21 protein-coding genes are annotated in these 25,440 nt (G+C 59.2%); 14 read left to right on the top strand and 7 right to left on the bottom strand.

What is annotated here, in order from left to right; all coding sequences use genetic code 11:
- Positions 1-8: 8 nt before the first annotated feature.
- From dgcA to AC3ISI_RS26775, 6 genes are all read left to right on the top strand, one after another.
- Positions 9-2,069, top strand: coding sequence for a dimethylglycine demethylation protein DgcA (gene dgcA / locus AC3ISI_RS26800; RefSeq protein WP_489334516.1), 2,061 nt, complete (start codon positions 9-11; stop codon positions 2,067-2,069).
- Between the two features lie 174 nt (positions 2,070-2,243).
- Positions 2,244-4,193 carry a dimethylglycine demethylation protein DgcB gene (gene dgcB, locus AC3ISI_RS26795; protein ID WP_489334515.1) on the top strand — a complete coding sequence of 650 codons (1,950 nt, stop codon included), beginning with the start codon at positions 2,244-2,246 and terminating at the stop codon, positions 4,191-4,193.
- Complete coding sequence (gene etfA / locus AC3ISI_RS26790) at positions 4,193-5,413, top strand: electron transfer flavoprotein subunit alpha (RefSeq protein ID WP_489334514.1); 1,221 nt, start codon at positions 4,193-4,195, stop codon at positions 5,411-5,413. The genes dgcB and etfA overlap by 1 nt, the downstream gene beginning before the upstream one ends.
- 15 nt (positions 5,414-5,428) lie before the next feature.
- Positions 5,429-6,199, top strand: a complete 771-nt coding sequence (gene etfB / locus AC3ISI_RS26785; RefSeq protein WP_489334513.1) for an electron transfer flavoprotein subunit beta — start codon at positions 5,429-5,431, stop codon at positions 6,197-6,199.
- Between the two features lie 21 nt (positions 6,200-6,220).
- A complete protein-coding gene (locus AC3ISI_RS26780; RefSeq protein ID WP_489334512.1) occupies positions 6,221-6,787 on the top strand; it encodes a GNAT family N-acetyltransferase in 567 nt (188 codons plus the stop codon).
- Positions 6,788-6,900: 113 nt separating this feature from the next.
- The gene (locus AC3ISI_RS26775; protein WP_489334511.1) at positions 6,901-8,067 is read left to right on the top strand and encodes a retropepsin-like aspartic protease; all 1,167 of its coding nucleotides are present in this window, start codon (positions 6,901-6,903) and stop codon (positions 8,065-8,067) included.
- Between the two features lie 770 nt (positions 8,068-8,837).
- On the opposite strand, the gene gbcA is transcribed toward AC3ISI_RS26775, so the two are convergent.
- Entirely contained in the window at positions 8,838-10,133 is a 1,296-nt protein-coding gene (gene gbcA / locus AC3ISI_RS26770; protein WP_489334510.1) for a glycine-betaine demethylase subunit GbcA, read from the bottom strand.
- A gap of 285 nt (positions 10,134-10,418) precedes the next feature.
- On the opposite strand from gbcA, the gene gbcB reads away from it, so the two are divergent.
- Positions 10,419-11,519: a glycine-betaine demethylase subunit GbcB gene (gene gbcB, locus AC3ISI_RS26765; protein ID WP_489334509.1), complete on the top strand. Its 1,101-nt coding sequence runs from the start codon at positions 10,419-10,421 to the stop codon at positions 11,517-11,519.
- Between the two features lie 66 nt (positions 11,520-11,585).
- Here gbcB and AC3ISI_RS26760 read toward each other — a convergent pair whose 3' ends face one another.
- The 6 genes from AC3ISI_RS26760 to AC3ISI_RS26735 all read right to left on the bottom strand — a co-directional run bounded on the left by AC3ISI_RS26760 (position 11,586) and on the right by AC3ISI_RS26735 (position 16,653).
- A complete protein-coding gene (locus tag AC3ISI_RS26760) occupies positions 11,586-11,972 on the bottom strand; it encodes a hypothetical protein (RefSeq protein WP_489334508.1) in 387 nt (128 codons plus the stop codon).
- Between the two features lie 86 nt (positions 11,973-12,058).
- Entirely contained in the window at positions 12,059-12,445 is a 387-nt protein-coding gene (locus tag AC3ISI_RS26755; RefSeq protein WP_489334507.1) for a hypothetical protein, read from the bottom strand.
- The gene (locus tag AC3ISI_RS26750; protein WP_489334506.1) at positions 12,442-13,908 is read right to left on the bottom strand and encodes a hypothetical protein; all 1,467 of its coding nucleotides are present in this window, start codon (positions 13,906-13,908) and stop codon (positions 12,442-12,444) included. Before AC3ISI_RS26750 ends, AC3ISI_RS26755 begins: the two co-directional genes overlap by 4 nt.
- Positions 13,905-14,390 carry an Hcp family type VI secretion system effector gene (locus AC3ISI_RS26745; protein ID WP_489334505.1) on the bottom strand — a complete coding sequence of 162 codons (486 nt, stop codon included), beginning with the start codon at positions 14,388-14,390 and terminating at the stop codon, positions 13,905-13,907. Before AC3ISI_RS26745 ends, AC3ISI_RS26750 begins: the two co-directional genes overlap by 4 nt.
- A gap of 170 nt (positions 14,391-14,560) precedes the next feature.
- The gene (locus AC3ISI_RS26740; RefSeq protein WP_489334504.1) at positions 14,561-15,385 is read right to left on the bottom strand and encodes an SDR family oxidoreductase; all 825 of its coding nucleotides are present in this window, start codon (positions 15,383-15,385) and stop codon (positions 14,561-14,563) included.
- 227 nt (positions 15,386-15,612) lie between these two features.
- Positions 15,613-16,653 carry a threonine aldolase family protein gene (locus AC3ISI_RS26735; RefSeq protein WP_489334503.1) on the bottom strand — a complete coding sequence of 347 codons (1,041 nt, stop codon included), beginning with the start codon at positions 16,651-16,653 and terminating at the stop codon, positions 15,613-15,615.
- 133 nt (positions 16,654-16,786) lie between these two features.
- Between AC3ISI_RS26735 and AC3ISI_RS26730 the strand changes: the two genes are divergently transcribed.
- From AC3ISI_RS26730 to purU, 7 genes are all read left to right on the top strand, one after another.
- Positions 16,787-17,497 (top strand): TraX family protein, encoded by a 711-nt coding sequence (locus AC3ISI_RS26730; RefSeq protein WP_489334502.1) that lies wholly within the window; start codon positions 16,787-16,789, stop codon positions 17,495-17,497.
- Between the two features lie 283 nt (positions 17,498-17,780).
- Positions 17,781-19,034: a serine hydroxymethyltransferase gene (glyA, locus tag AC3ISI_RS26725; RefSeq protein WP_489334501.1), complete on the top strand. Its 1,254-nt coding sequence runs from the start codon at positions 17,781-17,783 to the stop codon at positions 19,032-19,034.
- A gap of 23 nt (positions 19,035-19,057) precedes the next feature.
- A complete protein-coding gene (locus AC3ISI_RS26720) occupies positions 19,058-20,308 on the top strand; it encodes a sarcosine oxidase subunit beta (RefSeq protein ID WP_007947735.1) in 1,251 nt (416 codons plus the stop codon).
- A gap of 14 nt (positions 20,309-20,322) precedes the next feature.
- The gene (locus AC3ISI_RS26715; RefSeq protein ID WP_007947734.1) at positions 20,323-20,652 is read left to right on the top strand and encodes a sarcosine oxidase subunit delta; all 330 of its coding nucleotides are present in this window, start codon (positions 20,323-20,325) and stop codon (positions 20,650-20,652) included.
- Entirely contained in the window at positions 20,649-23,666 is a 3,018-nt protein-coding gene (locus tag AC3ISI_RS26710) for a sarcosine oxidase subunit alpha (RefSeq protein ID WP_489334500.1), read from the top strand. Before AC3ISI_RS26715 ends, AC3ISI_RS26710 begins: the two co-directional genes overlap by 4 nt.
- Positions 23,667-23,800: 134 nt before the next feature.
- On the top strand, positions 23,801-24,433 hold the full coding sequence (locus AC3ISI_RS26705) for a sarcosine oxidase subunit gamma (protein ID WP_489334499.1): 633 nt from the start codon (positions 23,801-23,803) through the stop codon (positions 24,431-24,433).
- A 147-nt stretch (positions 24,434-24,580) separates the two neighbouring features.
- Positions 24,581-25,438: a formyltetrahydrofolate deformylase gene (purU, locus tag AC3ISI_RS26700; RefSeq protein WP_489334498.1), complete on the top strand. Its 858-nt coding sequence runs from the start codon at positions 24,581-24,583 to the stop codon at positions 25,436-25,438.
- Positions 25,439-25,440: the final 2 nt, after the last annotated feature.

Genomic DNA, 25,440 nt, shown 5'->3' with positions numbered 1-25,440 from the left:
AACCCGCCATGGCTTTCGAAGCAATGTTCCAGCCGATCCAGATCGGCAAACTGACCATCCGTAACCGCGTGCTCAGCACCGCGCACGCCGAGGTCTATGCCACCGACGGCGGCATGACCACCGACCGGTACGTCAAGTATTACGAAGAGAAAGCCAAGGGCGGGATCGGCCTGGCGATTTGCGGCGGTTCCTCCAGCGTGGCCATCGACAGCCCGCAAGGCTGGTGGAAGTCGGTCAACCTGGCCGACGACCGGATCATTCCGCACTTCCAGAACCTGGCCGATGCCATGCACAAGCATGGTGCCAAGATCATGATCCAGATTACCCACATGGGCCGTCGTTCCCGTTGGGACGGCGAACATTGGCCAACCCTGCTGTCGCCGTCGGGCATCCGCGAGCCGGTGCACCGCGCGACCTGCAAAACCATTGAGCCGGAAGAAATCTGGCGGGTGATCGGCAACTACGCCAGCGCTGCGGCGCGGGCCAAGGCCGGAGGCCTGGATGGTGTCGAGCTGTCGGCGGTGCACCAGCACATGATCGACCAGTTCTGGAGCCCACGGGTCAACAAACGTACCGACGAATGGGGCGGCAGCTTCGAGAACCGCATGCGTTTCGGCCTGGAAGTGATCAAGGCTGTGCGGGCGGAAGTCGGCCCGGACTTCTGCGTCGGCATCCGCCTGTGCGGTGACGAGTTCCACCCGGACGGCTTGTCCCACGAGGACATGAAGCAGATCGCCAAGTACTACGACGACACCGGCATGATCGATTTTATTGGTGTCGTGGGTTCAGGGTGCGACACCCACAACACCCTGGCCAACGTTATCCCCAACATGAGTTATCCACCGGAGCCGTTCCTGCACTTGGCGGCCGGTATCAAGGAAGTGGTCAAGGCCCCGGTGCTGCACGCGCAGAACATCAAGGACCCGAACCAGGCCACGCGGATTCTGGAAGGTGGCTACGTGGACATGGTCGGTATGACCCGCGCCCACATCGCCGACCCGCACTTGATCGCCAAGATCAAAATGGGCCAGGTCGACCAGATCAAACAATGCGTCGGCGCCAACTACTGCATCGACCGTCAGTATCAAGGCCTGGACGTGCTGTGCATCCAGAACGCCGCGACCTCCCGTGAATACATGGGCGTGCCGCACATCATCGAGAAGTCGACCGGTGTGAAACGCAAAGTCGTGGTGGTCGGTGCCGGTCCTGCCGGGATGGAAGCGGCTCGTGTCTCGGCTGAACGTGGCCACGACGTGACCCTGTTCGAGAAGAAAGAATTCATCGGCGGCCAGATCACCACCGCTTCGAAAGCCCCGCAACGGGACCAGATCGCCGGTATCACCCGTTGGTTCCAGCTGGAACTGGCACGCTTGAAAGTTGACCTGCGCCTGGGCGTGGCGGCGGATGCGGCGACCATTCTCGACTTGCGTCCGGACGTGGTGGTGCTCGCTGTCGGCGGTCATCCGTTCCTGGAACAGAACGAGCATTGGGGCGCGGCTGAAGGCCTGGTGGTCAGCAGCTGGGACATCCTCGACGGCAAGGTGGCACCGGGCAAGAACGTGCTGGTCTACGACACCATTTGCGAGTTCACCGGGATGTCGACCGCCGACTTCCTGGCCGACAAGGGCAGCCAGGTCGAGATCGTCACTGACGACATCAAACCGGGCGTGGCGATTGGCGGCACGTCGTTCCCGACGTACTACCGCAGCATGTACCCGAAAGAAGTGATCATGACCGGGGACATGATGCTGGAGAAGGTCTACCGCGAAGGCGACAAGCTGGTGGCGGTGCTGGAAAACGAATACACCGGCGCCAAAGAGGAGCGGGTGGTGGACCAGGTCGTCGTCGAAAACGGCGTGCGTCCGGACGAAGAAATCTATTACGCGCTGAAGGACGCGTCGCGCAACAAAGGCCAGATGGACATCGAAGCCCTGTTCGCGATCAAGCCGCAACCTTCGCTGAGCCAGGCGGGCGACGGCTATTTGCTGTTCCGCATCGGCGACTGCGTGGCGCAGCGCAACACCCACGCCGCCATTTATGACGCACTCCGGCTCTGTAAGGATTTCTAACGGCTTGTGGATAACCCTGTAGGAGCGAGGCTTGCCCGCGAAGACGTCCTGACATTCAACATTGATGTCGGCTCATCCATCGCCTTCGCGGGCAAGCCTCGCTCCTACAGGGAATCGGGCAAGGCATCCAGGTAGTTTGGCCTGCAAGACCCTGCGGTCTTTGGGAGCTCCACCATGTTGAACACCCTTCTTCCAATCCTGTTGTTCGCTGCCCTGGGCCTTGCGGTACTGGGCGCGTTGCGGCGGGTGGCTATGTGGCGCCGGGGCCGAGCCTCGAAGGTCGACCTGATCGGCGGTCTGTTCGCCATGCCCAAGCGCTATATGGTCGATTTGCACCATGTGGTCGCACGGGACAAATACATTGCCAACACCCACGTTGCCACGGCCGGTGGTGCGGTGGCGTCCATCGTGCTGGCGATTCTGGTGCACGGTTTCGGCCTGCATAACCGCATCCTCGGTTATGCGCTGTTACTGATGACGGCTGTGATGTTCGTCGGCGCGATCTTTGTCTACCTGCGTCGGCGCAACCCGCCAGCGCGTTTGTCCAAAGGCCCGTGGATGCGCTTGCCGAAAAGCCTGTTGGCGTTCTCGGCATCGTTCTTCCTGTTGACCCTGCCGGTCGCCGGCATCCTTCCGGAAAACTTCGGTGGTTGGCTGGTAGCTGCGATCCTTGGCGTCGGCGTGTTGTGGGGCGTTTCGGAACTGTTCTTCGGCATGACCTGGGGCGGGCCGATGAAGCACGCCTTCGCCGGTGCGCTGCACCTGGCCTGGCACCGCCGCGCCGAGCGCTTTAATGGCGGCCGCTCCACCGGTTTGAAACCGTTGGACCTGAACGACCCGACCGCGCCGCTGGGCGTGGAAAAACCCAAGGATTTCACCTGGAACCAACTGCTCGGCTTCGACGCCTGTGTGCAGTGCGGTAAATGCGAAGCTGCGTGCCCGGCCTACGCCGCTGGCCAGCCGCTGAACCCGAAAAAACTGATTCAGGACATGGTCGTCGGCCTGGCCGGTGGCACTGATGCGAAATTCGCCGGTAGCCCCTATCCGGGCAAAGCGATTGGTGAACACGCCGGCAATCCCCATCAACCGATCGTCAACGGTCTGGTGGACGCCGAAACCCTGTGGTCCTGCACCACCTGTCGCGCCTGCGTTGAGGAATGCCCGATGATGATCGAGCACGTCGACGCCATCGTCGATATGCGCCGCCATCTGACCCTGGAAAAAGGCGCGACCCCGAACAAGGGCGCCGAAGTCCTGGAAAACCTGATCGCCACCGACAACCCGGGCGGCTTTGCGCCGGGTGGGCGGATGAACTGGGCGGCGGACCTGAACCTCACGTTGATAAGCGAAAAGAAATCCGTCGACGTGCTGTTCTGGGTCGGCGACGGTGCCTTCGACATGCGCAACCAGCGCACTCTGCGCGCCTTCGTCAAAGTGCTGAAAGCGGCCAAGGTCGACTTCGCGGTACTCGGCCTCGAAGAGCGCGACAGTGGTGACGTGGCCCGACGTCTGGGCGACGAAGCGACGTTCCAGTTGTTGGCCAAACGCAACATCCAGACCCTGGCCAAGTACAGCTTCAATCGCATCGTTACCTGCGACCCGCACAGCTTCCACGTGCTGAAAAACGAGTACGGCGCCTTCGACGGCAACTACCTCGTGCAGCACCACAGCACCTACATGGCGGAAATCATCGGCGCTGGCGCCCTCAATCTCGGCCAGCACAAAGGCAGCAGCGTGACCTATCACGACCCGTGCTACTTGGGTCGCTACAACGGCGAATACGAGGCGCCGCGTGACGTGCTGCGTGCCCTCGGGATTGAAGTGAAAGAGATGCAACGCTCCGGTTTCCGCTCACGCTGCTGCGGCGGTGGTGGCGGCGCGCCGATCACCGACATTCCGGGCAAACAACGGATCCCTGACATGCGCATGGAAGACATCCGCGAAACTGGCGCCGAGCTGGTGGCCGTGGGTTGTCCACAATGTACCGCCATGCTCGAAGGCGTGGTCGAACCGCGTCCGCTGATCAAGGACATCGCCGAACTGGTGGCCGACGCGTTGCTTGAAGACGCTGCCCCGAGCAAACCCGCCGCCCCGGCCCAACGTGAACCTGCGGAGGCTCACTGATGAGCGACATTATCCGTCGTGACCCACGCGCCGAATGGATCGCCCGCAACCGCTTGCACCCGCTGCACGCGGCCATGCAACCGGCGCAACACAGCTGGATGGGCCCGAACGGCGTCATCCGCAAGAATCTGCATGGCATCGGTTTTATCGGCCCCAACGGCATCAAGCGCATTGACCGCAGCGGCGCTCAGCAGGGCGGGGCGACTAAACGCACTGCCGCTGTTGAAGTGCAATTGCCGCTGCATCTGGTGCCTGCACCGGCGTTTTACATCAGCGTGGTGCCGGACATGGTCGGTGGTCGCTTGAGCAGCCACGACCGTGATTTGCTCGGTCTGGCGCATCAGTTGGCCGGCAAGGACGGTGCCGTGTTGGCCGTGGTGTTCGGCGAGCACAAGGAAAACGCCTTTGTTACGGCGGGCGTAGATCGCTTGCTAGTGTTGGACGGTGATGAATTCAGCGGTTATGCACCGGAGCAACGGGTTCAGGGCCTGCGGGCTGTGGATAACCAGTTCAGCCCGCGTCACTGGTTGCTGCCGGACAGTCGCAGCGGCGGTGGTGAACTCGGTCGGCGCTTTGCCGCAGCATTGGGCGAGCGCCCGGCCACGCGGGTCTGGCAGGTCAAGGATCAGGAATGCATCGGCCGCGCCGGTGCTGGCTTGCAAGACCTCGCGCGTCCTGTTGCCCGGTTGATTCTGGCGGCTGCCGAATGCGCCGAACCGGTCAGCGAAACCCGTCATGAAGCCTTGCCGGTTGAGTTATCCACAGCCGTGGCGCGCAGTTTGTCGCGTATCGAGGATTTGGGCGCGGTGGCGGTGGACCCAGCAGCGATTCCGATGGCCGAAGCCGAGTTCATTTTCTCCGGTGGCAACGGGGTCAAGGACTGGGGACTTTTCCACAGGACCGCCGAAGCATTGGGCGCCACCGAAGGCGCCTCCCGCGTGGCGGTGGACGATGGCTTCATGGCGCGGGACCGCCAGGTCGGTGCGTCCGGCACCTGGGTCACCGCACGGGTTTACGTGGCCGTGGGGATTTCCGGGGCGATCCAGCACCTGCAAGGCATCGGTGCCTGCGACAAGGTGGTGGCGATCAACCTCGACCCTGGCTGCGACATGATCAAACGGGCCGATCTGTCGGTGATCGGCGAGAGCGCCGAGATTCTTCAAGCCTTGATCGATGCGGTAGCGGCATACCGCAACGACGCCAAGCGCGATGCGGCTTAAGGGAAGGAAAGGGTTATGAGCACGAAAATCATCAGCCTGGTGTCCATCGGCGCCCACCCGACCTCCGGCCGGCCACGTCGCGCGGAGCAGGATGCGCGGGCGGTGGAACTGGGCCTGCAACTGGCCGGGGATAACCTGCAAGTGCTGCATGCCGGCGACGTCGCGGAACCGGCATTGCGCGCTTATCTGGGCATGGGTCTGGAACAGCTACATGTGCTGGAACAACCGTCGGGCGCCGATGCCTTGCCGGCGCTGACCGCTTATTTGCGCGATGCGGGGGCGCAGGTCGTGCTGACCGGCACTCAGGCAGAAACCGGTGAAGGTTCGGGCATGTTGCCGTTCCTGCTGGCGGAAAGCCTCGGCTGGCCGTTGGTGGTCGGATTGGCGCAGGTGGAATCCATCGACGGTCAATCGGCGCTGGTTCTACAGGCGTTGCCGCGCGGTCAGCGCCGTCGCTTGAAAGTGCGTTTGCCGTTTCTCGCCACTGTGGATAATGCCGCGCCGAAGCCTCGGCAGAGCGCCTACGGTCCGGCTCGACGGGGTGTGCTGCAAGCCGAAGAAGTCGAAGTGATCGACGATGAATTGCTCGCGGTCGCCACGTTGCAACCGGCTAAGCCGCGGCCAAAACGCCTCAAGGTGATCAAGGCCAAGAGCGGCGCGGACCGGATGAAAGCAGCCACGGCCAAGGCCAGTGGTGGGGGCGGGCAGGTGCTTAAAGGCGTTACGGCGCAAGCCGGTGCCGAAGCCATTCTCAAGTTACTGATTGAAGAAGGCGTGGTCCGCTAGCGGTCCTGTGGGGGCAGGTAAATGGCAGTTGAATTTCGTTCGGCCCTGCGCAGCGATGCGCGGGAGATAGCTCGGTTGTTTCAGATTTCATCAGAAGGAGCCGCGGATTACATCTGGAGCCAATTGGCACAGCCCGGCCAGGATTTGCTTGATGTGGGCGCCAGTCGTTACGCCCGCGATGACGTAGACTTTTCCTGGCAAAACTGCCTGATTGCACAGGCCGAAGGCAATGTCATCGGCATGATGCACAGCTACGTGATGCGCTACGACCCGATGGCCGCCCCCGTTACCGATCCGGTGATGGCGCCGTACGCCAAAATGGAAATCCCCGACACCCTGTATATCTCCAGCCTCGCGCTACATGAGGGTTGGCGTAACCTGGGCCTGGGCAAGCAATTCCTTGCTTACGCCTACGACCGTGCCAACCAGTTGGGGCTCAATGGCCTGAGCCTGATCGACTACGCCGCCAACACCGGCGCCAGGCGGTTTTACGAGCGGCATGGCTTTCGTATCGTGGATACCTGCCGGATCACGCCCCACCCGATGATTCGGGTCACGGGGGAAGCCTATTTGATGTACCGGCCATAAAGGCTGCCTCTCGACCTGCTACGCGGTGAGCTACAATTTGCTGTGCGCTGGTTAAAGGGGCATCAAAGGTTCAGCGCTGAGTCATAAAACCCGTTTTTATGCGTGGGTTGAACATGAAGGTGTTGTGTAGGCGTGCGACCTGCTTGCTCTGTACGGTGATGTGCATGCCTGCGGGGTTGATGGCGGCTGTCAACACTGAGTCCGATCAGGACTTTTACAGGTGGCTAGAGTCAGAGCAAGGGCAAACAGCGTCCTTGGCCCAACTGCGCCAGCACTGCGATAAGGTGCTGGACGCCGAAAATAACCTCAATTGTTCAGTGTCCGTTTTCGCCCGAATGTTCGAGGCCAAAGCCGCCAATCAGCTGCCTGATTACTACCTGGCGATCAAGGGCCGCCATGCTCAGGCTATCGCGAGTGATCCCGAACTCAACGTCTTGTTTTCCGTGTTTGGCCGCCAATCGCTAGCCACCCTGCGTGCAGTCGGCGATTTTTCGGTGACCCGCTCTCGACGGCACGAGGTGTTGACGATTTATCCGCACCCCAGTGAGGGTTACGTCACGGACGAAGTGCTGCCCTACATCGACGTCAAAGCCGCCAATGGTGTTTCGTCACGCTTTATTGTCGACACCGGCGCACCGCAAACACGGGTCAACGCAGAAACCGCGAAGCGCATGGGCATCAGGTTATTAACCGACTCCCATTACGGCTACAGCACGTTTTATGGGGAACATGACCTGTCGGCCAAACTCGGGATCTTCGAGTCTTTGAAGATCGGCGAGAGCGAGTTCAGGAACGTCCTGGTGTTTGTCAGTGACCGGGATAACTTGTTGGGGCTGGATCTGATCGGAAAGTTGGGGCGTTTGAAGCTCACTAAAAAGACCCTGGAACTCAACGCTGAACCGCCGGCGCGATGTGATTCACCCATTACCTATTCGCGTGCGGACATCAATCAAAGACTGACCGTTGCCGCGCGACTGGATCGTCGGGCGACGCTGGCGATTGTTGATACCGGGAATGTGGATTACCTGACGTCGGCATCGCCCGGTGACTTGCCCATTAGCGTCGCCGAAAACTCGCGCCACCAGACGTTCAAGGGTGATTTGGATTTGTCCGGGAAGATCACTGTTGTGACCTACAAATACTACCCGGGCTTCACCATTCCTCCGTCGTTGGTGTCGGGACAGTACGTGCCTTCAATTTTGCTTGGGTGGCGAGCATTCAATGACTATGAATTGAACCTGGACCCCGAGTCAGGTCGCTCGTGCGTGAATAAAATCTGATTTACCCACAAACCCTGTGAGCGCTTCTGTGGATAACGTGTTTGCCCCTCTCTACATCCCATACAAATCAAGCCCTGCAAGCCTTCGTGCAAAAAACAACCAGCCTAACTAGCGGTTTTTACTGGCTTTTTGCGGTGGATAAGGTTTCCAACTCTCCAATACTTGCCCCCAATCTCTGTTGGCGCTTCTGTGGATAAGATGTTTGCTAACCGCTACAGGGCATGTAAACCGGGTGCTTCAGGTGGTTGATTAAAAAACGATCAATTGATCGGTTTTGACCGCTAAATCTCCCGGAAACCCCGATTTATCGCGGCATTCAGCGGTTTTCCACAGATCGATGGAAGTTGCCCCCAAAGTCTGTTGGCGCTTCTGTGGATAAGGTGTTCGCCATCCTCTGCAAGCCACGTCGAACTTGCCCTGCAGGGTTTTGATTAAAAAACAACCAGTCGCTGTTTAAAACCGTGCTTCTGGATAAGTCACGGATTTTCTTCGGTTTCTGTGGAGAAAGTTTTCTGTAAAAGCACACTTGTCCCCAATAGCTGTGGGTGGAGGTGTGGATAACTTGTTTGTGGAAGGCTGGGAGGTGCGGGCGGCATAGCGCTGAACGGAATAGGTCTTATTTCGTACAGTTCTGAATGGGGAGAGGGATATCGGGGGAGGATGTGTTGTTGGGGAGGGCGCCATCGCGAGCAGGCTCGCTCCCACAGGGGATTTGTGAACGACACAGATCAAATGTGGGAGCGAGCTTGCTCGCGATGCTTTTAGCTCTGTCAGCCTTGTACAGGAACACCTTTGAGGTACGGCGCCGGTTCAGCCCCCAGGTTGTTCAGCAAACGCTCGCTGTACCAGTCCACAAAGTTCACCACGCCAAACTCATAGGTCTTGGAGTAAGGCCCTGGCTGGTACGCGGTGGAGTTGATCCCGCGCTGGTTCTCTTCGGCCAGGCGGCGGTCCTGATCGTTGGTGGCGTCCCAGACCTTGCGCATGCGCTCCACGTCGTAGTCCACGCCTTCGACCGCGTCTTTATGGACGATCCACTTGGTGGTGACCATGGTTTCCTGGGCGCTGATCGGCCACACGGTGAACACGATGATGTGATCGCCCATGCAGTGGTTCCACGAGTGCGGCAGGTGCAGGATGCGCATCGAGCCCAGGTCCGGGTTTTTGATGCGGCCCATGAGTTTGGCGCAGCCCTGTTTACCGTCCAGGGTCATCGACACGGTGCCTTTGAGCAGCGGCATGCGCACGATGCGGTTGCGCAGGCCGAAGCTGGCGTGGGCGTAAGGAATTTTCTCGGCTTCCCAGGCCGCGGCGGAGGCGGCGACGTGGTCCTTGAAGGCCTGGTCGGCGCGCGGGTCGGTGACGTCGTCCCACTCCAGCAAGGTTTTCAACAGTTCCGGGTGCGACGCGTTGCAGTGGTAGCACTCGCGGTTGTTTTCCAGTACCAGTTTCCAGTTGGCCTTTTCCATCAAGGTGGTGGTAATCGCCACCTTGGTGTTCTCCATGTCGTACGGTTCCATGTAATGGTTCAACGTCGACAGGAAGTCATCAATGGCCGGCGGGTTTTCCGACAGGCTGATGAAAATGTAGCCGCCAGCGGTTTTCACGTTCACCGGCTTGAGGCCGTACTGGTTCATGTCGAAGTCGGCGCCCATTTCGGTGCCGGCGAACAGCAGGCGACCGTCCAGCTCATACGTCCACTGGTGGTAGTGGCAGACCAGTTTGGCGACCTTGCCTTTTTCGCTGGTGCACAGACGCGAACCACGGTGACGGCAGACGTTGTGGAACGCATGCACCACGCCGTCGGCGCCACGAATCACGATGATCGGGTTCTTGCCGACCTGCAGGGTCAGGTAGTTGCCCTTGGTCGGGATCTCGCAGGTCATGCCGGCGATCAACCACTCTTTCTGAAAGATTTCCTGCATGTCGATATCAAACAGCCGCTCGTCAGAGTAAAACGGCTGCGGCAGCGAGAAAGTACGCTCGCGCTCTTGCAGCATCTGCGCGGTGGCCTTGCGTGCGGGTTCCAGTGGATCGCCCAGACTGATTTTTGCGGTGACGTCCATCGATTTGATCCTCATGGCCATTCGGTGTGGCCGGCGAAATAGTGGCTAATCAGGTTTGCTACGCAAGGTGTAAAGAAACTGTTGTTGTGTGAAGCGAGTGTGGGGCCGCTGTTGCCCGGAACCTTATCCATGGGCGACATGGCCCAATCTGTTCCCGACGCGCAACCCCCGGTAGATGCAGGCTGGTCGCGATAAGTATGTGAATGTCGCAGATAGGTAAATGGGTGGTCCGCGCGTTACGCAGAATCGCCAACATAAGGCCGAGCATCGGCGGTGGAGAACAGCATGTCCAACAGCTTCCTGAATCCGGTAACGACCCAGACCTGGGCCAATGGTCGACACATCGTCCGTTGCGTCAAAGTCATCCAGGAAACCTGGGATGTGCGCACCTTCTGCTTCATGGCCGACCAGCCGATCATGTTCTTCTTTAAGCCGGGGCAGTTTGTCACCCTGGAGCTGGAAATCGAAGGCGTGCCGATCATGCGCTCCTACACCATTTCCAGCTCGCCTTCGGTGCCGTACAGTTTTTCGGTGACCATCAAGCGTGTGCCGGGCGGGAAGGTCTCCAACTGGCTGCACGACACCCTGCATGAAGGCCAGGAGCTGGCGGTGCACGGGCCGGTCGGTCTGTTCAACGCCATGGACTTCACCGCACCGAAAGTGCTGTACCTCAGCGGCGGCGTCGGCATCACGCCGGTCATGTCCATGGCGCGCTGGTTCTACGACACCAACGGCAACGTCGACATGGTGTTTATCCACAGCGCCCGTTCGCCCAAAGACATCATTTACCACCGCGAGCTGGAACACATGGCGTCGCGGATTGATAACTTCAGCCTGCACCTGATCTGCGAGAAGCATGGTCTGGGCGAGCCGTGGGCCGGTTATCGCGGTTACCTGAACCACAAGATGCTGGAGCTGATGGCACCGGACTTCCTTGAACGCGAAGTCTTCTGCTGCGGCCCGACGCCGTACATGAACGCGGTGAAACGCATGCTCGAGACCGCCGGTTTCGACATGTCGCGTTATCACGAGGAATCGTTCGGCGCGACACCACCGGAAGCGCGCGCCGACGCGGTGGAGCAAGCCGAGCAAGCGGCGGATGCGCCCGAAGTCGATGTGGCGGACTTGCATCAGGTGGAATTCACCGCCTCCGGTAAAAGCATTCGTGTGGCACCGGGGGAAACCGTTCACGCTGCCGCGGCCAAGCTTGGGTTGTTGATTCCGAAAGCGTGCGGGATGGGGATTTGCGGTACGTGCAAGGTGATGAAACTGGGTGGCGAGGTCGAGATGGACCACAACGGCGGGATTACTGAGGAAGACGAGGCCGAGGGGTTTATTTTGTCGTGCTGCAGTGTGCCGAAAGGGGATGTGCGGATCGAATTCTGAATACAGTTTGCGGGCATGGGCCGATCTCCCCACAGGGGAGATCGAATGAGGGTTAATAGTTGCATTTTAAATTAGTTCAAATGTGACAAGTAAGCCAAAGCCCATGAATGTAAAACCGAATATCTTCTGATATCTATGCAGTGTGAGTGGTGTGCGTTTTAGGTTGGGAGGGAAATTCTTAATATCTTTCGCGCTTAATTTTCCTTGATAAATGTAGATTGCGGGACTTTTTAGAAAGCCGAAAATTTCTCCCATCATATATATTCGCCCCTGGAAACCTCCGTGCCATAGCATCAGCAGAGAGGGCGCGATAGAGCTGTTTTGAAGGCTGTTTAATATAATTTCCATTTTTGTTTTTGCGATATATAGCGAAATTGCATTAACTATTATGACTCCCGCGAAACTAATGGCGGCAGTAAGCATCAGTATATCTTTTGCAATGCCAACGATCATTTGATTCTCTCGTAGATCCATTCTGCGGTGTGCTCGCCACTTTTTTCACCAATATATCCACCCGCCATAACTCATCAGTCTCGGCATTAAACAAGGTCTAACCAAGCGACTAAACCTAGGCACATCATGACAGCCCAAAATATAAAAACTAATTTATGTAGGGTGATTAAATTTTTCCTTAGCTTGTGAGGAAATTTTTCTATGTCTTTTGCACTAAGGGTTCCGGCGTTAATGTAAAGTTCGGGATTTATCATAATGCCGAAAATTTCGCCCATCATGTAGATTCGCCCCCATGGTCCTCCGTGCCACAGCGTTATAACTCGGTTGGAAATTGAACTGTTTGTCAGATGGTTCAATATTATTCCGGTTTTTGTTTTGGCGACGTATAACATAATTCCAATCAGGATGAATACGCCTGTGAAGTCTACAATTCCAACCATTAAAAATATAATTTCTGAAGTGCGAAGTGTCATCTAACAACCTCATATACTATCTCTGCGAGCTCTTCACCGCCCTTTTCGCCCATAACGCCTCCTGCGTAGGCCCCAACTCCTGCTACTAGTGCACCGCAAAGGACAGTGCCGAGCCCCCCTGTCGGCACGCCAACCCCCACGCAAATCGTCGCGGCAGTTAAGTTAATAATTGCGCCGGTAATTATTCCGCCACCCAACCCACCCAAAAAGCTTCCGGTCTCAGTGAATTTCACTTTTTGACATGCCTCGATACTTCCACTCCTGCAAACATCCTGAACCTTCATGGCAGATGCGCCACCTCCCACGGCTGTGCCAATCCAGCCGCCATATTTAACGTACTGCGATGCCTTGGTGACGGCCTGAATATGAGTGGCATAGCCGGGAATCTGGCCGATCCCGCCGGCTTTTCTCCAGCGGTGTACCAAGTGGGGGTGATCGATGCCAAGTGCAGTTTTCAGGTTTGGATGATCAGGGAGGCCTATGGTTTTTTTCGTCAACTTGGTGAGTTGGCCGTCCAGACTTTGGAGTAGTTGGGCACGCTGCTTTTTGAATGACTTTGAATTCAGGCTGCGATTGGCCTCAAGGGCATTTGTATGCAAGGTCTCGATGTCTTTCAGAACGGTTTTTATGCCATCCAAATGATTGGACGCCATGGCCGTGGTGACGCCAATCACTTTGGAGCCATCGGAGAGCGTTCTCTTAATGACGTCATAGTGCTGCGCCATAAAATCCGCCTCCTCCACCGTCAACGGCTTCAGCGTCGCGCTGACGATCTGAGCGGTTTGCATCAGCAGCGATTCTTCATACGTACATTGCTGATTGTTCGGATCGCTCAGAACAATCATCGATCCGGCTTTAACCAGATCCAGATTCGGATTCACACTTCTGAATTTAGCGATGACGCTCGGGTTGGCAGACGCGAACAACTGAGCCTGGAGTTTCTCGCCGGTGATGCTTTTGGGCACGATATAAAACCCCGGCTCCTCTGGTGCTGGAACTTCCGCCGGCCAGCGTTCCCGAGGGAAAAAACCGGGAACGCGGGACGCTGGACGGGGGGCGTGTGTGGTGTTTTTGACACTCGTGTTCAGGGCTTTGAGATTCTGCGCATGCACGGCCCGCAACAGACGCTCCGGGTCGGGTTGTGGCGCCGCTTGCGTGAGCATCGACAGCGGCGTTTGCTTGACCAATTCGGGGATCGCGCCATGCTTCTTCAACATCAAGCGTCGAGACTGGCTCAAGAGGTTGTGCTGTTCCTGAGCCAGCGCCCGTATCCCTTGTTCCGGAGTCTTGCGGCCTGAGATGACTTCATCGGCGATGCGCTTGGCGTAGTCGGCGGCCTGCTGGTTGAATCGCACGCGGGCCGTGCCGAAAGCCAGGTGACGGGCGCTGATCGAGTGGGCATGCCCGATCAGTTTGGCGGCGGCGCTTTGGACGTCCCAGACGTCGTGGTGCTCGAGCGTCAACCCTCTTCGCCCCACGTGGCATACCCGGTGGTGCCGGCCATGTGGTGAACCCAGCTGATGCCCCGGTAGCGCAACGCCAGCAACTCCTGAGGCTCGGCGTCGTTTAGCTGAATTACATGGGGTACGTCTTGTGTCAGGTTGGCGACAACGGCCCCGTCGAGGGCGACGGTGAAATACTTTTCCTGCTGCCCCATGGCGGATGTGCGATAGAAACTGATCGTGCAGTCGAGCTCTTCTCTGTTTGCGAGTGCCTGGGTCAGCAGCGGCGAGGATTTGTCGACATTTTTGGTGACGATGACCGGAAAGTGGGTGGGCTTGCCGAGGTTGCCATCGTTGGTCAGGTTGTGGCTGTAGGCTAGCACCATGATTTCATCGGTGTGTGCCGCCTGATACTTGTTGCCAACCGACTCCGGGGTCGAGCAACCCGCTGAAATCAGGCCTTGAGTCTTGCCTGTGATCGTCATGTAGCCGGGATTTGCCATCGCTGCCATTCCTTGTTTGAAATAGGATTCGGCAGTCTAGGACGAGGACTTCCCGGGTTTATGTAGTCTCTGGAGTAGTCCGTTTCTGAAAAGCAGCGATTGAAACAATTTGAGAACATCTGCGCCGACCCCGTCCGTAGGACAGGATCGACGTTTTCGCGGGGACAGCGTCAGTCGATAAACAGATCCGGCATCAGCGTTTCGGTTGAATCAGGCGCGAACCGATAGTGCTCAAATTCCGTTACCCCGTGTTCTCTCAGCACCTCTTCATCAATCAGCAACCGCCCGCTGATGCTGCGACCACTGCTGTCCAGAATGACGTGGGCCGCATCCGCCATGATCTCCGGCGTGCGCGCATGTTTGAACGATTCCCGTGAACCGAGCTGAAATTCGATGGCGGCGGTGGCAATCATCGTCTGCGGCCACAGCGAGTTGACGCTGATGCCGTAGTTCTTGAATTCCTCGCTCATGCCCAGGGTCAGCATGCTCATGCCGTATTTGGTCACGGTGTAGGGGCTGTACTGGGCGAACCACTTGGTCGCGAGATTCAATGGCGGCGAAAGATTGAGAATGTGCCCGCCGGTTTTTTTCAGATAGGGCAGGGCGGCCTGGCTGCACAGCAATACGGCGCGGGTATTGATCTGGTGCATCAGGTCGAAGCGCTTGAGCTCGATGTGTTGAACCCCGGTCAACTTGATGGCGCCGGCATTGTTGATCAGCGCATCGATGCCGCCGAAATGCTCGTTGGCCTGGGCCAGCGCTTTTCGCACCGCGTCTTCGTCACGCACATCCACTTGCAAGGCCAACGCCTGGCCACCCGCCGCTTCGACTTCCTGCGCCACACTGAAAATCGTGCCCGGCAACTTGGGGTGTGGCTCGGCGCTTTTGGCCGCAATCACAATGTTGGCCCCGTCACGCGCCGCGCGCAGCGCGATCTCACGGCCGATACCGCGGCTGGCGCCAGTGATGAACAGGGTTTTGCCTTTCAATGACATGCGTGCGCTCCTGATTATTGTTATGAGAGCGGATCAACACCGCTCGCTGACAATGTAGATCAACTCGCGACAACTGATCGTTCCCACGCTCTGCGTGGGAATGCAGACCGTGACGCTCTGCGTCATAACGGTTTCGGCGTTGCGTCGCGGGTGAGGCCGGAACGCGGAGCGTCCCCGGAGGCATTCCCACGCGGAGCGTGGGAATGATCAGTGGCAGCGCGTGGGGATCAGCGGGACATGACTTCGCGGATGTCGGCGGCCAATTCCCGTACGCGCGCTTCTTCGGTGTCCCACGAGCACATGAAGCGTGCGCCGCCGTTGCCGATGAAGGTGTAGAAGCGCCAGCCCTTGGCGGTCAGTGCGGCGATGGCTGGTTCCGAGAGTTGCAGGAACACGCCGTTGGCCTGTACCGGGAACATCAGTTCCACGCCCGCAATGTCGCTCACCAGTTCGGCCAGCAACTGCGCGCAGCGGTTGGCGTGGTGGGCGTATTTGAGCCAGGCGTCGTTTTCCAGGATCCCGACCCATGGCGCCGACAGGAAGCGCATCTTCGAAGCCAGTTGACCGGCCTGTTTGCAGCGATAGTCGAAGTCTTCAGCCAGTTTATGGTTGAAGAACAGAATCGCCTCGCCGACCGCCATGCCGTTTTTCGTGCCGCCGAAGCACAGCACGTCGACGCCGGCCTTCCAGGTCAGGTCCGCTGGCGAGCAGCCGAGGAACGCACACGCATTGGAGAAGCGCGCGCCGTCCATGTGCAGGTTCAGGCCGAGTTCTTTGCAAGTGGCGCTGATGGCACGGATTTCTTCCGGGGTGTAGACGCTACCGACCTCAGTGGCCTGGGTCAGGGTCACGACGCGCGGTTTCGGGTAGTGAATATCTTGGCGCTTGAGGGCGACTTCGCGGATCGATTCCGGGGTCAGCTTGCCGTTTTCAGTACGGGCGATCAGCAGTTTGGAACCGTTGGAGAAGAATTCCGGGGCGCCGCATTCGTCGGTTTCGACGTGGGCAGTTTCCGAGCAGATCACGCTGTGGTAACTCTGGCACAGCGACGACAGGGCCAGCGAGTTCGCGGCGGTGCCGTTGAAGGCGAAGAAGATCTCGCAGTCGGTTTCGAACAGTTTGCGGAAATCGTCGGACGCGCGAGCGGTCCATTCATCGTCGCCGTAAGCGCGCTGGTGGCCGTGGTTGGCCTGTTCCATGGCCGCCCAGGCTTCAGGGCAGATACCGGAATAGTTGTCGCTGGCGAATTGTTGGCTCTTATCGGTCATGGCCCTGCTTTCCGTGGTCGAGTCGCCTATGGTGAAGCGACTCGTGGTCAATGATGGTGCGCACTGTACCGAAGATCATCCGGGGAGCACACGCGATGCGTCTGACAGAAAAACACAAAGACGACGGGCAATTATGCACATGACTCAACGGGATGGGGCACTGGATCTGCTCAAGTGGCTGGCGCTTTTGAGCATGGTGCTCGATCACCTGCGATATGTCGGTTATTCCGTCGATCTGCTGTATGTCCCGGGACGACTGGCGTTTCCGTGGTTTTGTTTGGCGATGGCGGTGAATGTTTCCCGTGCACGGGACGTGACACATCAATGGCGGTATTTGGGCTGGTTGCTGCTGTTCAGCGTTATCAGCGAGATTCCTTACCGGATGTTTATTCCTGATCCCGACACCTTGAACGTGTTGCCCACGCTGGCCCTCGGCCTGTTGGTTGCGCTTGGCTGGCAGCACCGGACGCTGCAATCGCGACTGCTGGCGGTTGCCGCTTTGACGCTGGCAGCCGTGTTCCCGGAGCGACTGATGTTTGGTTTCTTCGGCGTGTTGTTGCCGCTGGCGATGTTGCTGGTGATCCGGCGTCCCTGGTATTTCGCGCTGCTGCCGGGGCTGGTTTGCCTAGCGGCCAATGAATGGCGGGTACTGATTCAAGCCGCGAAGCTGGGTAACAGTGCTGCGGTGCCGGGGATTGCCGCTTGTCTGATTGCGCCATTGTTGGGAATGGCGCTTTTGCGACATGCCAAGGGCATTCATCCACCGCCGATGCGGCGTTGGGCGTATGCCCTGTATCCCCTGCATTTTTTCCTGCTGTTACTCGTCCGCCAAATCGCCACCTGACCCTTGTGGGAGCGAGCCTGCTCGCGAAGGCGGTGTGTCAGCAGCATGGATGTTTACTGACACACCGCCTTCGCGAGCAGGCTCGCTCCCACAGGGATCCTTGGTGGTTCGGGGGGCGTGTCCGGTCAGGCATTTCGGCTCATGTCGTAAACGCACCTTTGCGTGGCGTCCGTAGGCATTTGACCTGTCTGCGCCGGTCATACCATCGGCATCAAAGGGCACTGCCGTCATGCCAGTGCCTTACCGAGACGAATGGCGCACAGATGCCGCTGGGAGAGACGCGATGTTCAGCAAGCAAGACCAGATCCAGGGTTACGACGATGCACTGCTGGCGGCGATGAATGCCGAGGAGCAACGTCAGGAAGATCACATCGAGCTGATCGCGTCTGAGAACTACACCAGCAAACGCGTCATGGAAGCGCAAGGCAGTGGCCTGACCAACAAATACGCCGAAGGCTATCCGGGCAAGCGCTACTACGGTGGTTGCGAGCATGTCGACAAGGTCGAAGCCCTGGCCATCGAACGCGCCAAGCAATTGTTCGGTGCCGATTATGCCAACGTCCAGCCGCACTCCGGCTCTTCAGCTAACAGCGCTGTGTATCTGGCCCTGATCCAGCCTGGCGACACCATCCTCGGCATGAGCCTGGCCCATGGCGGTCACCTGACCCACGGCGCCAAAGTGTCGTCCTCGGGCAAGCTGTACAACGCCGTGCAGTACGGCATCGACACCAAGACCGGTCTGATCGATTACGACGAAGTCGAGCGCCTGGCCGTCGAGTGCAAGCCGAAGATGATCGTTGCCGGCTTCTCGGCTTACTCCAAAACCCTCGACTTCCCACGCTTCCGGCAGATCGCCGACAAAGTCGGTGCCCTGCTGTTCGTCGACATGGCGCACGTCGCCGGTCTGGTGGCTGCCGGTTTGTACCCGAACCCGCTGCCGTACGCCGACGTGGTGACCACCACCACCCACAAGACCCTGCGCGGTCCACGTGGCGGCCTGATCCTGGCCAAGTCCAACGAAGAAATCGAGAAGAAGCTCAACGCTGCGGTATTCCCCGGTGCCCAAGGCGGCCCGCTGATGCACGTCATCGCTGGTAAAGCAGTGTGCTTCAAGGAAGCTTTGGAACCTGGTTTCAAGGCCTATCAACAACAAGTGATCGACAACGCCCAGGCCATGGCGGGCGTGTTTATCAAACGCGGCTACGATGTAGTGTCCGGCGGTACCGACAACCACCTGTTCCTGGTCAGCCTGATCCGTCAGGGCCTCACCGGCAAAGACGCGGATGCAGCACTCGGTCGCGCCCACATCACTGTGAACAAGAATGCTGTCCCGAACGATCCACAGTCGCCGTTCGTGACCTCCGGCCTGCGCATCGGCACCCCGGCGGTGACCACGCGCGGCTTCAAGGTGACCCAGTGCGTCACGCTGGCCGGCTGGATCTGCGACATCCTCGACAACCTCGGCGATGCCGATGTCGAGGCCAATGTCGCCGAGCAGGTTTCGGCCCTGTGCGCGGACTTCCCGGTTTATCGCTGAGCGCGGTTTTGGAGTAAATGACTATGCAACGCTACTCGGGCTTCGGCCTCTTCAAACACTCCCTCAGCCATCACGAAAACTGGCAGAAAATGTGGCGCACGCCGACCCCTAAAAAGGTCTATGACGTGGTCATCGTCGGCGGTGGCGGGCATGGTCTGGCGACCGCCTACTACCTCGCCAAAGAGCACGGCATCACCAACGTGGCCGTGGTCGAAAAAGGCTGGCTGGGCGGCGGTAACACCGCGCGCAACACCACCATCGTTCGCTCCAACTACCTGTGGGACGAGTCGGCGCACCTGTACGAACACGCGATGAAACTGTGGGAAGGCCTGTCTCAGGACCTGAACTACAACGTGATGTTCTCCCAGCGCGGCGTTTACAACCTGTGCCACACCCTGCAAGACATTCGTGATTCCGAGCGTCGGGTCAGCGCCAACCGCCTCAACGGCGTGGACGGCGAATTGCTCGATGCCAAACAAGTGGCCGACGAGATTCCGTACCTCGACTGCTCCAAGAACACTCGCTACCCGGTGATGGGCGCCACCGTCCAGCGGCGCGGCGGCGTGGCCCGTCACGATGCCGTGGCGTGGGGCTTTGCCCGTGCGGCTGACGCACTGGGCGTCGACCTGATTCAGCAGACCGAAGTGATCGGCTTCCGCAAGGAAAACGGCGTGTGCATCGGTGTGGAAACCAACAAGGGTTTCATCGGCGCCAAGCGCGTCGGTGTGGTGACCGCCGGTAACTCCGGGCACATGGCCAAACTCGCCGGTTTCCGCCTGCCGATCGAATCCCACCCGCTGCAAGCGCTGGTGTCCGAGCCGATCAAGCCGATTATCGACAGCGTGATCATGTCCAACGCCGTACACGGTTACATCAGCCAGTCCGACAAAGGCGACCTGGTGATCGGCGCCGGTATCGACGGCTACAACGGCTACGGTCAGCGTGGTTCGTACCCGGTGATCGAGCACACCATTCAGGCCATCGTCGAGATGTTCCCGGTACTGTCCCGCGTACGCATGAACCGTCAGTGGGGCGGCATCGTCGACACCACCCCGGATGCCTGCCCGATCATCTCGAAAACTCCGGTGCCGAACATGTTCTTCAACTGCGGTTGGGGCACCGGTGGCTTCAAGGCAACACCTGGCTCGGGCAACGTGTTTGCCGCGAGTCTGGCCAAGGGTGAAATGCACCCACTGGCCGCACCTTTCTCCATCGACCGTTTCCACAACGGTGCGTTGATCGATGAACACGGCGCTGCTGCGGTTGCCCACTAACAGGAGAAATCCCCATGTTGCATATCTTCTGTCCTCACTGCGGCGAACTGCGCTCCGAAGAGGAATTCCATGCATCCGGCCAGGCGCACATCCCGCGTCCACTGGACCCGACCACCTGTACCGATGAGGAGTGGGGCGACTACATGTTCTTCCGCGATAACCCTCGCGGTCTGCACCACGAGTTGTGGGATCACGTCGCCGGTTGCCGTCAGTACTTCAACGTCACCCGCGACACCGTGACCTACGAGATTCTCGAGACCTACAAGATCGGCACCAAGCCGCAGTTCACCGACAAGACTGAAAGTCCGAAAGCGGCCGCGCAGGCTCTGGGAGCGAAGGTATGAGCCAGATCAATCGCCTGTCCAACGGTGGACGGATCGACCGCAACAAAGTGCTGAACTTCACCTTCAACGGCCAGAGCTACAAAGGCTTTGAAGGTGACTCGCTGGCCGCCGCCCTGCTGGCCAACGGCGTCGACATCATCGGTCGCAGCTTCAAGTATTCCCGTCCGCGCGGCATCTTCGCTGCTGGCGCCGAAGAGCCGAATGCCGTGCTGCAGATCGGCGCGACTGAAGCCACGCAGATTCCGAACGTGCGCGCCACGCAACAAGCGCTGTATCAAGGCCTGGTCGCCACCAGCACCAACGGCTGGCCGAGCGTCAACAACGACATGATGGGGATCCTCGGCAAGGTCGGCGGCAAGCTGATGCCACCGGGCTTCTACTACAAAACCTTCATGTACCCGCAATCGTTCTGGATGACTTACGAGAAGTACATTCGTAAAGCCGCCGGTCTTGGCCGCTCGCCGACCGAGAACGATCCGGACACCTACGACTACATGAACCAGCACTGCGACGTGCTGATCGTCGGCGGTGGCCCTGCTGGCCTGGCCGCTGCATTGGCCGCCGCGCGCAGCGGTGCCCGTGTGATCCTCGCTGATGAACAGGAAGAGTTCGGCGGCAGCCTGCTCGACTCCCGCGAAAGCCTCGACGGCAAGCCTGCCGCCGAATGGATCGCCAGCGTCATCGCTGAGCTCAAAGACACCCCGGACGTGCTGCTGTTGCCGCGCGCCACGGTCAACGGTTACCACGACCATAACTTCCTGACCATTCACGAGCGTCTGACCGATCACCTCGGCGACCGCGCACCGATTGGCCAGGTGCGTCAACGCATCCACCGGGTTCGCGCCAAACGTGTGGTTCTTGCCACCGGCGCTCACGAGCGTCCACTGGTTTACGGCAACAACGACGTGCCGGGCAATATGCTTGCTGGTGCAGTCTCGACTTACATACGCCGTTACGGCGTAGCGCCGGGCAAAAAACTGGTGCTATCGACCAACAACGATCACGCCTACCGCGTGGCGCTGGATTGGCTCGACGCCAGCCTGCAAGTCGTCGCCATCGCCGATGCTCGCAGCAATCCGCGTGGTGCCTTGGTTGAAGAAGCACGTGCCAAAGGCATTCGCATTCTGACCGGAAGCGCCGTGATCGAGGCCCGTGGCAGCAAGCACGTTACTGCGGCTCGCGTCGCTGCGATTGATGTCAAAGCCCACGCCGTCACCAGCCCAGGTGAGTGGCTCGAATGCGACATCGTCGCCAGCTCCGGTGGTTACAGCCCGGTGGTTCACCTGGCTTCGCACTTGGGTGGCAAGCCGATCTGGCGTGAAGACATCCTCGGTTTCGTACCGGGCGAAGCACCGCAAAAACGCGTGTGCGTGGGTGGCATCAACGGCGTCTACGGCCTCGGCGATTCCCTGGCCGATGGTTTTGAAGGGGGCGCTCGTGCCGCTGCCGAAGCCGGGTTTCAAACGGTCGAAGGCGTACTGCCAAAAGCCCTGAGCCGTGTGGAAGAGCCTACGTTGGCGCTGTTCCAGGTGCCACACGAGAAGAACACCGCACGAGCGCCGAAGCAATTCGTCGACCTGCAAAACGACGTCACCGCCGCCGCCATCGAACTGGCGACCCGCGAAGGCTTCGAGTCGGTCGAGCACGTCAAACGCTACACCGCACTGGGTTTCGGTACGGACCAGGGCAAGCTCGGCAACGTCAACGGCCTGGCCATCGCCGCCCGTTCGCTGAACGTGACCATCCCGCAGATGGGCACCACCATGTTCCGCCCGAACTACACGCCGGTCACTTTCGGCGCTGTGGCCGGCCGTCACTGTGGGCACATCTTCGAGCCAGTGCGTCACACCGCACTGCATCACTGGCATGTGAAAAACGGTGCCGAGTTTGAAGACGTCGGTCAGTGGAAGCGTCCGTGGTACTTCCCGAAAACCGGTGAAGACATTCACGCCGCCGTGAAACGCGAATGCAAAGCCGTGCGCGACAGCGTCGGCCTGCTGGACGCGTCGACCCTGGGCAAGATCGATATCCAGGGCCCGGATTGCCGTGAGTTCCTCAATCGCATCTACACCAACGCCTGGACCAAGCTCGATGTGGGCAAGGCGCGCTACGGCCTGATGTGTAAAGAAGACGGCATGGTCTTCGACGATGGCGTAACTGCCTGCCTCGCCGACAACCATTTCGTGATGACCACCACCACCGGCGGCGCTGCACGCGTGCTGCAATGGCTGGAAATCTATCACCAGACCGAATGGCCGGAACTGAAGGTGTACTTCACTTCCGTGACGGATCACTGGGCAACCATGACCCTGTCCGGGCCGAACAGCCGCAAGCTGCTCAGCCACGTCACCGACATCGACCTGAGCAACGAAGCCTTCCCGTTCATGACCTGGAAAGAAGGTCTGGTCGGCGGTGTGCCAGCGCGGGTGTTCCGGATTTCGTTTACCGGTGAACTGTCGTACGAAGTCAACGTGCAAGCCGACTATGCGATGGGCGTGCTGGAAAAAATCGTCGAGGCCGGCAAGCAATACAACCTGACCCCGTACGGCACCGAGACCATGCACATTCTGCGGGCCGAGAAGGGTTTCATCATCGTCGGTCAGGACACTGACGGGTCGATGACTCCTGATGACTTGAACATGGGCTGGTGTGTCGGGCGCACCAAACCGTTCTCGTGGATCGGTCAGCGTGGCATGAACCGTGAAGACTGCGTGCGTGATCAACGCAAGCAACTGGTGGGCCTGAAGCCGATCGACCCGACCAAATGGCTGCCGGAAGGCGCGCAACTGGTGTTCAACACTAAGCAGGCGATCCCGATGACCATGGTCGGCCACGTGACCTCCAGCTACCTGCACAACTCCTTGGGCTATTCGTTTGCCATGGGCGTGGTGAAAGGCGGGTTGAAGCGCATCGGTGAGCGAGTGTTCGCACCGCTGGCCGACGGTAGCGTGATCGAGGCGGAAATTGTTTCTTCGGTGTTCTTCGATCCTAAAGGCGATCGCCAGAACATCTGACACCACAGTACCTGTGGGAGCGAGGCTTGCCCGCGATGAACGATAACGCGGTGCCTCAGGCAGACCGCGTTGCTCCCATCGCGGGCAAGCCACGCTCCCACAGGTGAGAGGCAAAAATTCAGGAAAGGTGCTTTATGACCGCAGCCAATGTTTACCAACAACGCCCAACCACCGGGGCCAAGGCCGAGTCGTCGCTGCATCATGCCGACCTCGCCAGCCTGGCGGGCAAGGGCCGCAAAAACGCCGGCGTAATCGTGCGTGAGAAAAAACTCCTCGGCCACCTGACCATTCGTGGCGATGGCCACGATGCGGCGTTTGCCGCCGGCGTGCACAAGGCGCTCGGCATCGAATTGCCGGCTGCGCTGACCGTCGTCATCAAAGGCGAAACCAGCCTGCAATGGATGGGGCCGGATGAATGGCTGCTGATCGTGCCGACCGGTGAAGAATTCGCTGCCGAGCAAAAACTGCGTGAAGCGCTGGGCGACCTGCACGTCGCAATCACCAACGTCAGCGGCGGCCAGCAAATCCTCGAACTCAGCGGCCCGAAGGTGCGTCAGGTGCTGATGAAATCCACCAGCTACGACGTGCACCCCAACAGCTTCCCGGTGGGCAAGGCGGTGGGCACGGTGTTCGCCAAGTCGCAACTGGTGATCCGCCATACCGCCGAAGACACCTGGGAACTGCTGATTCGTCGCAGTTTCTCGGATTACTGGTGGTTGTGGTTGCAGGATGCGGCAGCCGAGTACGGATTGAGCGTTCAGGCTTGATCAGGAGGCGATCACCTGTGGGAGCGAGCCTGCTCGCGAAGGCGGTATCTCAGCGACATTGATGTCGCCTGGCACGCCCTCTTCGCGAGCAGGCTCGCTCCCACAGGAGAATGCTTTGTTTCCCGAACTTTCAGGAGTCACCGCACTATGAGCCGCGCCCCAGACACATGGATTCTGACCGCCGACTGCCCCAGCGTCCTCGGCACCGTGGACGCGGTGACCCGCTTTCTGTTCGAGCAGGACTGCTACGTCACCGAGCACCATTCCTTTGATGATCGGCTCTCGGGCCGTTTTTTCATTCGCGTGGAATTCCGTCAACCTGACGGCTTCGACGAGCAAGTCTTCCGCGCCGGTCTCGAAGAACGAGGTGCCAACTTCGGCATGATCTTCGAACTGACCGCGCCGAACTACCGGCCAAAAGTGGTGATCATGGTCTCAAAAGCCGATCACTGCCTCAACGACTTACTCTACCGCCAGCGCATCGGCCAATTGTCGATGGACGTAGCCGCCGTGGTTTCCAACCACCCGGACCTCAAGCCGCTGGCCGACTGGCACCAGATTCCGTACTACCACTTCCCGCTGGACCCGAACGACAAGCCGTCGCAAGAGCGTCAGGTGTGGCAGGTGATTGAGGAGTCCGGCGCCGAGCTGGTGATCCTTGCGCGTTATATGCAAGTCCTGTCGCCCGAGCTGTGCCGCAAACTCGACGGCAAGGCGATCAATATCCATCACTCCCTGCTGCCCGGTTTCAAGGGCGCCAAGCCGTATCACCAGGCCTACAACAAGGGCGTGAAACTGGTCGGCGCGACGGCGCATTACATCAACAACGACCTGGACGAGGGGCCGATCATTGCCCAGGGCGTGGAGGCGGTGGACCACAGTCATTACCCGGAAGATCTGATCGCCAAGGGGCGGGATATCGAAGGGCTGACCCTGGCCAGGGCGGTTGGGTATCACATTGAACGCAGGGTTTTCCTCAACGCGAACAGGACCGTCGTTCTTTAGAT

It is taken from the genome of Pseudomonas sp. GL_139_B (assembly GCF_057834475.1).
The sequence above is the reverse complement of the archived record's forward strand: the minus strand, read 5'-3'. Positions and strand labels throughout refer to the sequence as shown.

Excerpts from the sequence above, each read along its gene's own strand:
- dgcA (WP_489334516.1), top strand. The coding sequence starts at position 9 with ATGGCTTTCGAAGCAATGTTCCAGCCGATCCAGATCGGCAAACTGACC.
- dgcB (WP_489334515.1), top strand. The coding sequence starts at position 2,244 with ATGTTGAACACCCTTCTTCCAATCCTGTTGTTCGCTGCCCTGGGCCTT.
- etfA (WP_489334514.1), top strand. The coding sequence starts at position 4,193 with ATGAGCGACATTATCCGTCGTGACCCACGCGCCGAATGGATCGCCCGC.
- etfB (WP_489334513.1), top strand. The coding sequence starts at position 5,429 with ATGAGCACGAAAATCATCAGCCTGGTGTCCATCGGCGCCCACCCGACC.
- AC3ISI_RS26780 (WP_489334512.1), top strand. The coding sequence starts at position 6,221 with ATGGCAGTTGAATTTCGTTCGGCCCTGCGCAGCGATGCGCGGGAGATA.
- AC3ISI_RS26775 (WP_489334511.1), top strand. The coding sequence starts at position 6,901 with ATGAAGGTGTTGTGTAGGCGTGCGACCTGCTTGCTCTGTACGGTGATG.
- gbcA (WP_489334510.1), bottom strand. The coding sequence starts at position 10,133 with ATGGACGTCACCGCAAAAATCAGTCTGGGCGATCCACTGGAACCCGCA.
- gbcB (WP_489334509.1), top strand. The coding sequence starts at position 10,419 with ATGTCCAACAGCTTCCTGAATCCGGTAACGACCCAGACCTGGGCCAAT.
- AC3ISI_RS26760 (WP_489334508.1), bottom strand. The coding sequence starts at position 11,972 with ATGATCGTTGGCATTGCAAAAGATATACTGATGCTTACTGCCGCCATT.
- AC3ISI_RS26755 (WP_489334507.1), bottom strand. The coding sequence starts at position 12,445 with ATGACACTTCGCACTTCAGAAATTATATTTTTAATGGTTGGAATTGTA.
- AC3ISI_RS26745 (WP_489334505.1), bottom strand. The coding sequence starts at position 14,390 with ATGGCAAATCCCGGCTACATGACGATCACAGGCAAGACTCAAGGCCTG.
- AC3ISI_RS26740 (WP_489334504.1), bottom strand. The coding sequence starts at position 15,385 with ATGTCATTGAAAGGCAAAACCCTGTTCATCACTGGCGCCAGCCGCGGT.
- AC3ISI_RS26735 (WP_489334503.1), bottom strand. The coding sequence starts at position 16,653 with ATGACCGATAAGAGCCAACAATTCGCCAGCGACAACTATTCCGGTATC.
- AC3ISI_RS26730 (WP_489334502.1), top strand. The coding sequence starts at position 16,787 with ATGCACATGACTCAACGGGATGGGGCACTGGATCTGCTCAAGTGGCTG.
- glyA (WP_489334501.1), top strand. The coding sequence starts at position 17,781 with ATGTTCAGCAAGCAAGACCAGATCCAGGGTTACGACGATGCACTGCTG.
- AC3ISI_RS26720 (WP_007947735.1), top strand. The coding sequence starts at position 19,058 with ATGCAACGCTACTCGGGCTTCGGCCTCTTCAAACACTCCCTCAGCCAT.
- AC3ISI_RS26715 (WP_007947734.1), top strand. The coding sequence starts at position 20,323 with ATGTTGCATATCTTCTGTCCTCACTGCGGCGAACTGCGCTCCGAAGAG.
- AC3ISI_RS26710 (WP_489334500.1), top strand. The coding sequence starts at position 20,649 with ATGAGCCAGATCAATCGCCTGTCCAACGGTGGACGGATCGACCGCAAC.
- AC3ISI_RS26705 (WP_489334499.1), top strand. The coding sequence starts at position 23,801 with ATGACCGCAGCCAATGTTTACCAACAACGCCCAACCACCGGGGCCAAG.
- purU (WP_489334498.1), top strand. The coding sequence starts at position 24,581 with ATGAGCCGCGCCCCAGACACATGGATTCTGACCGCCGACTGCCCCAGC.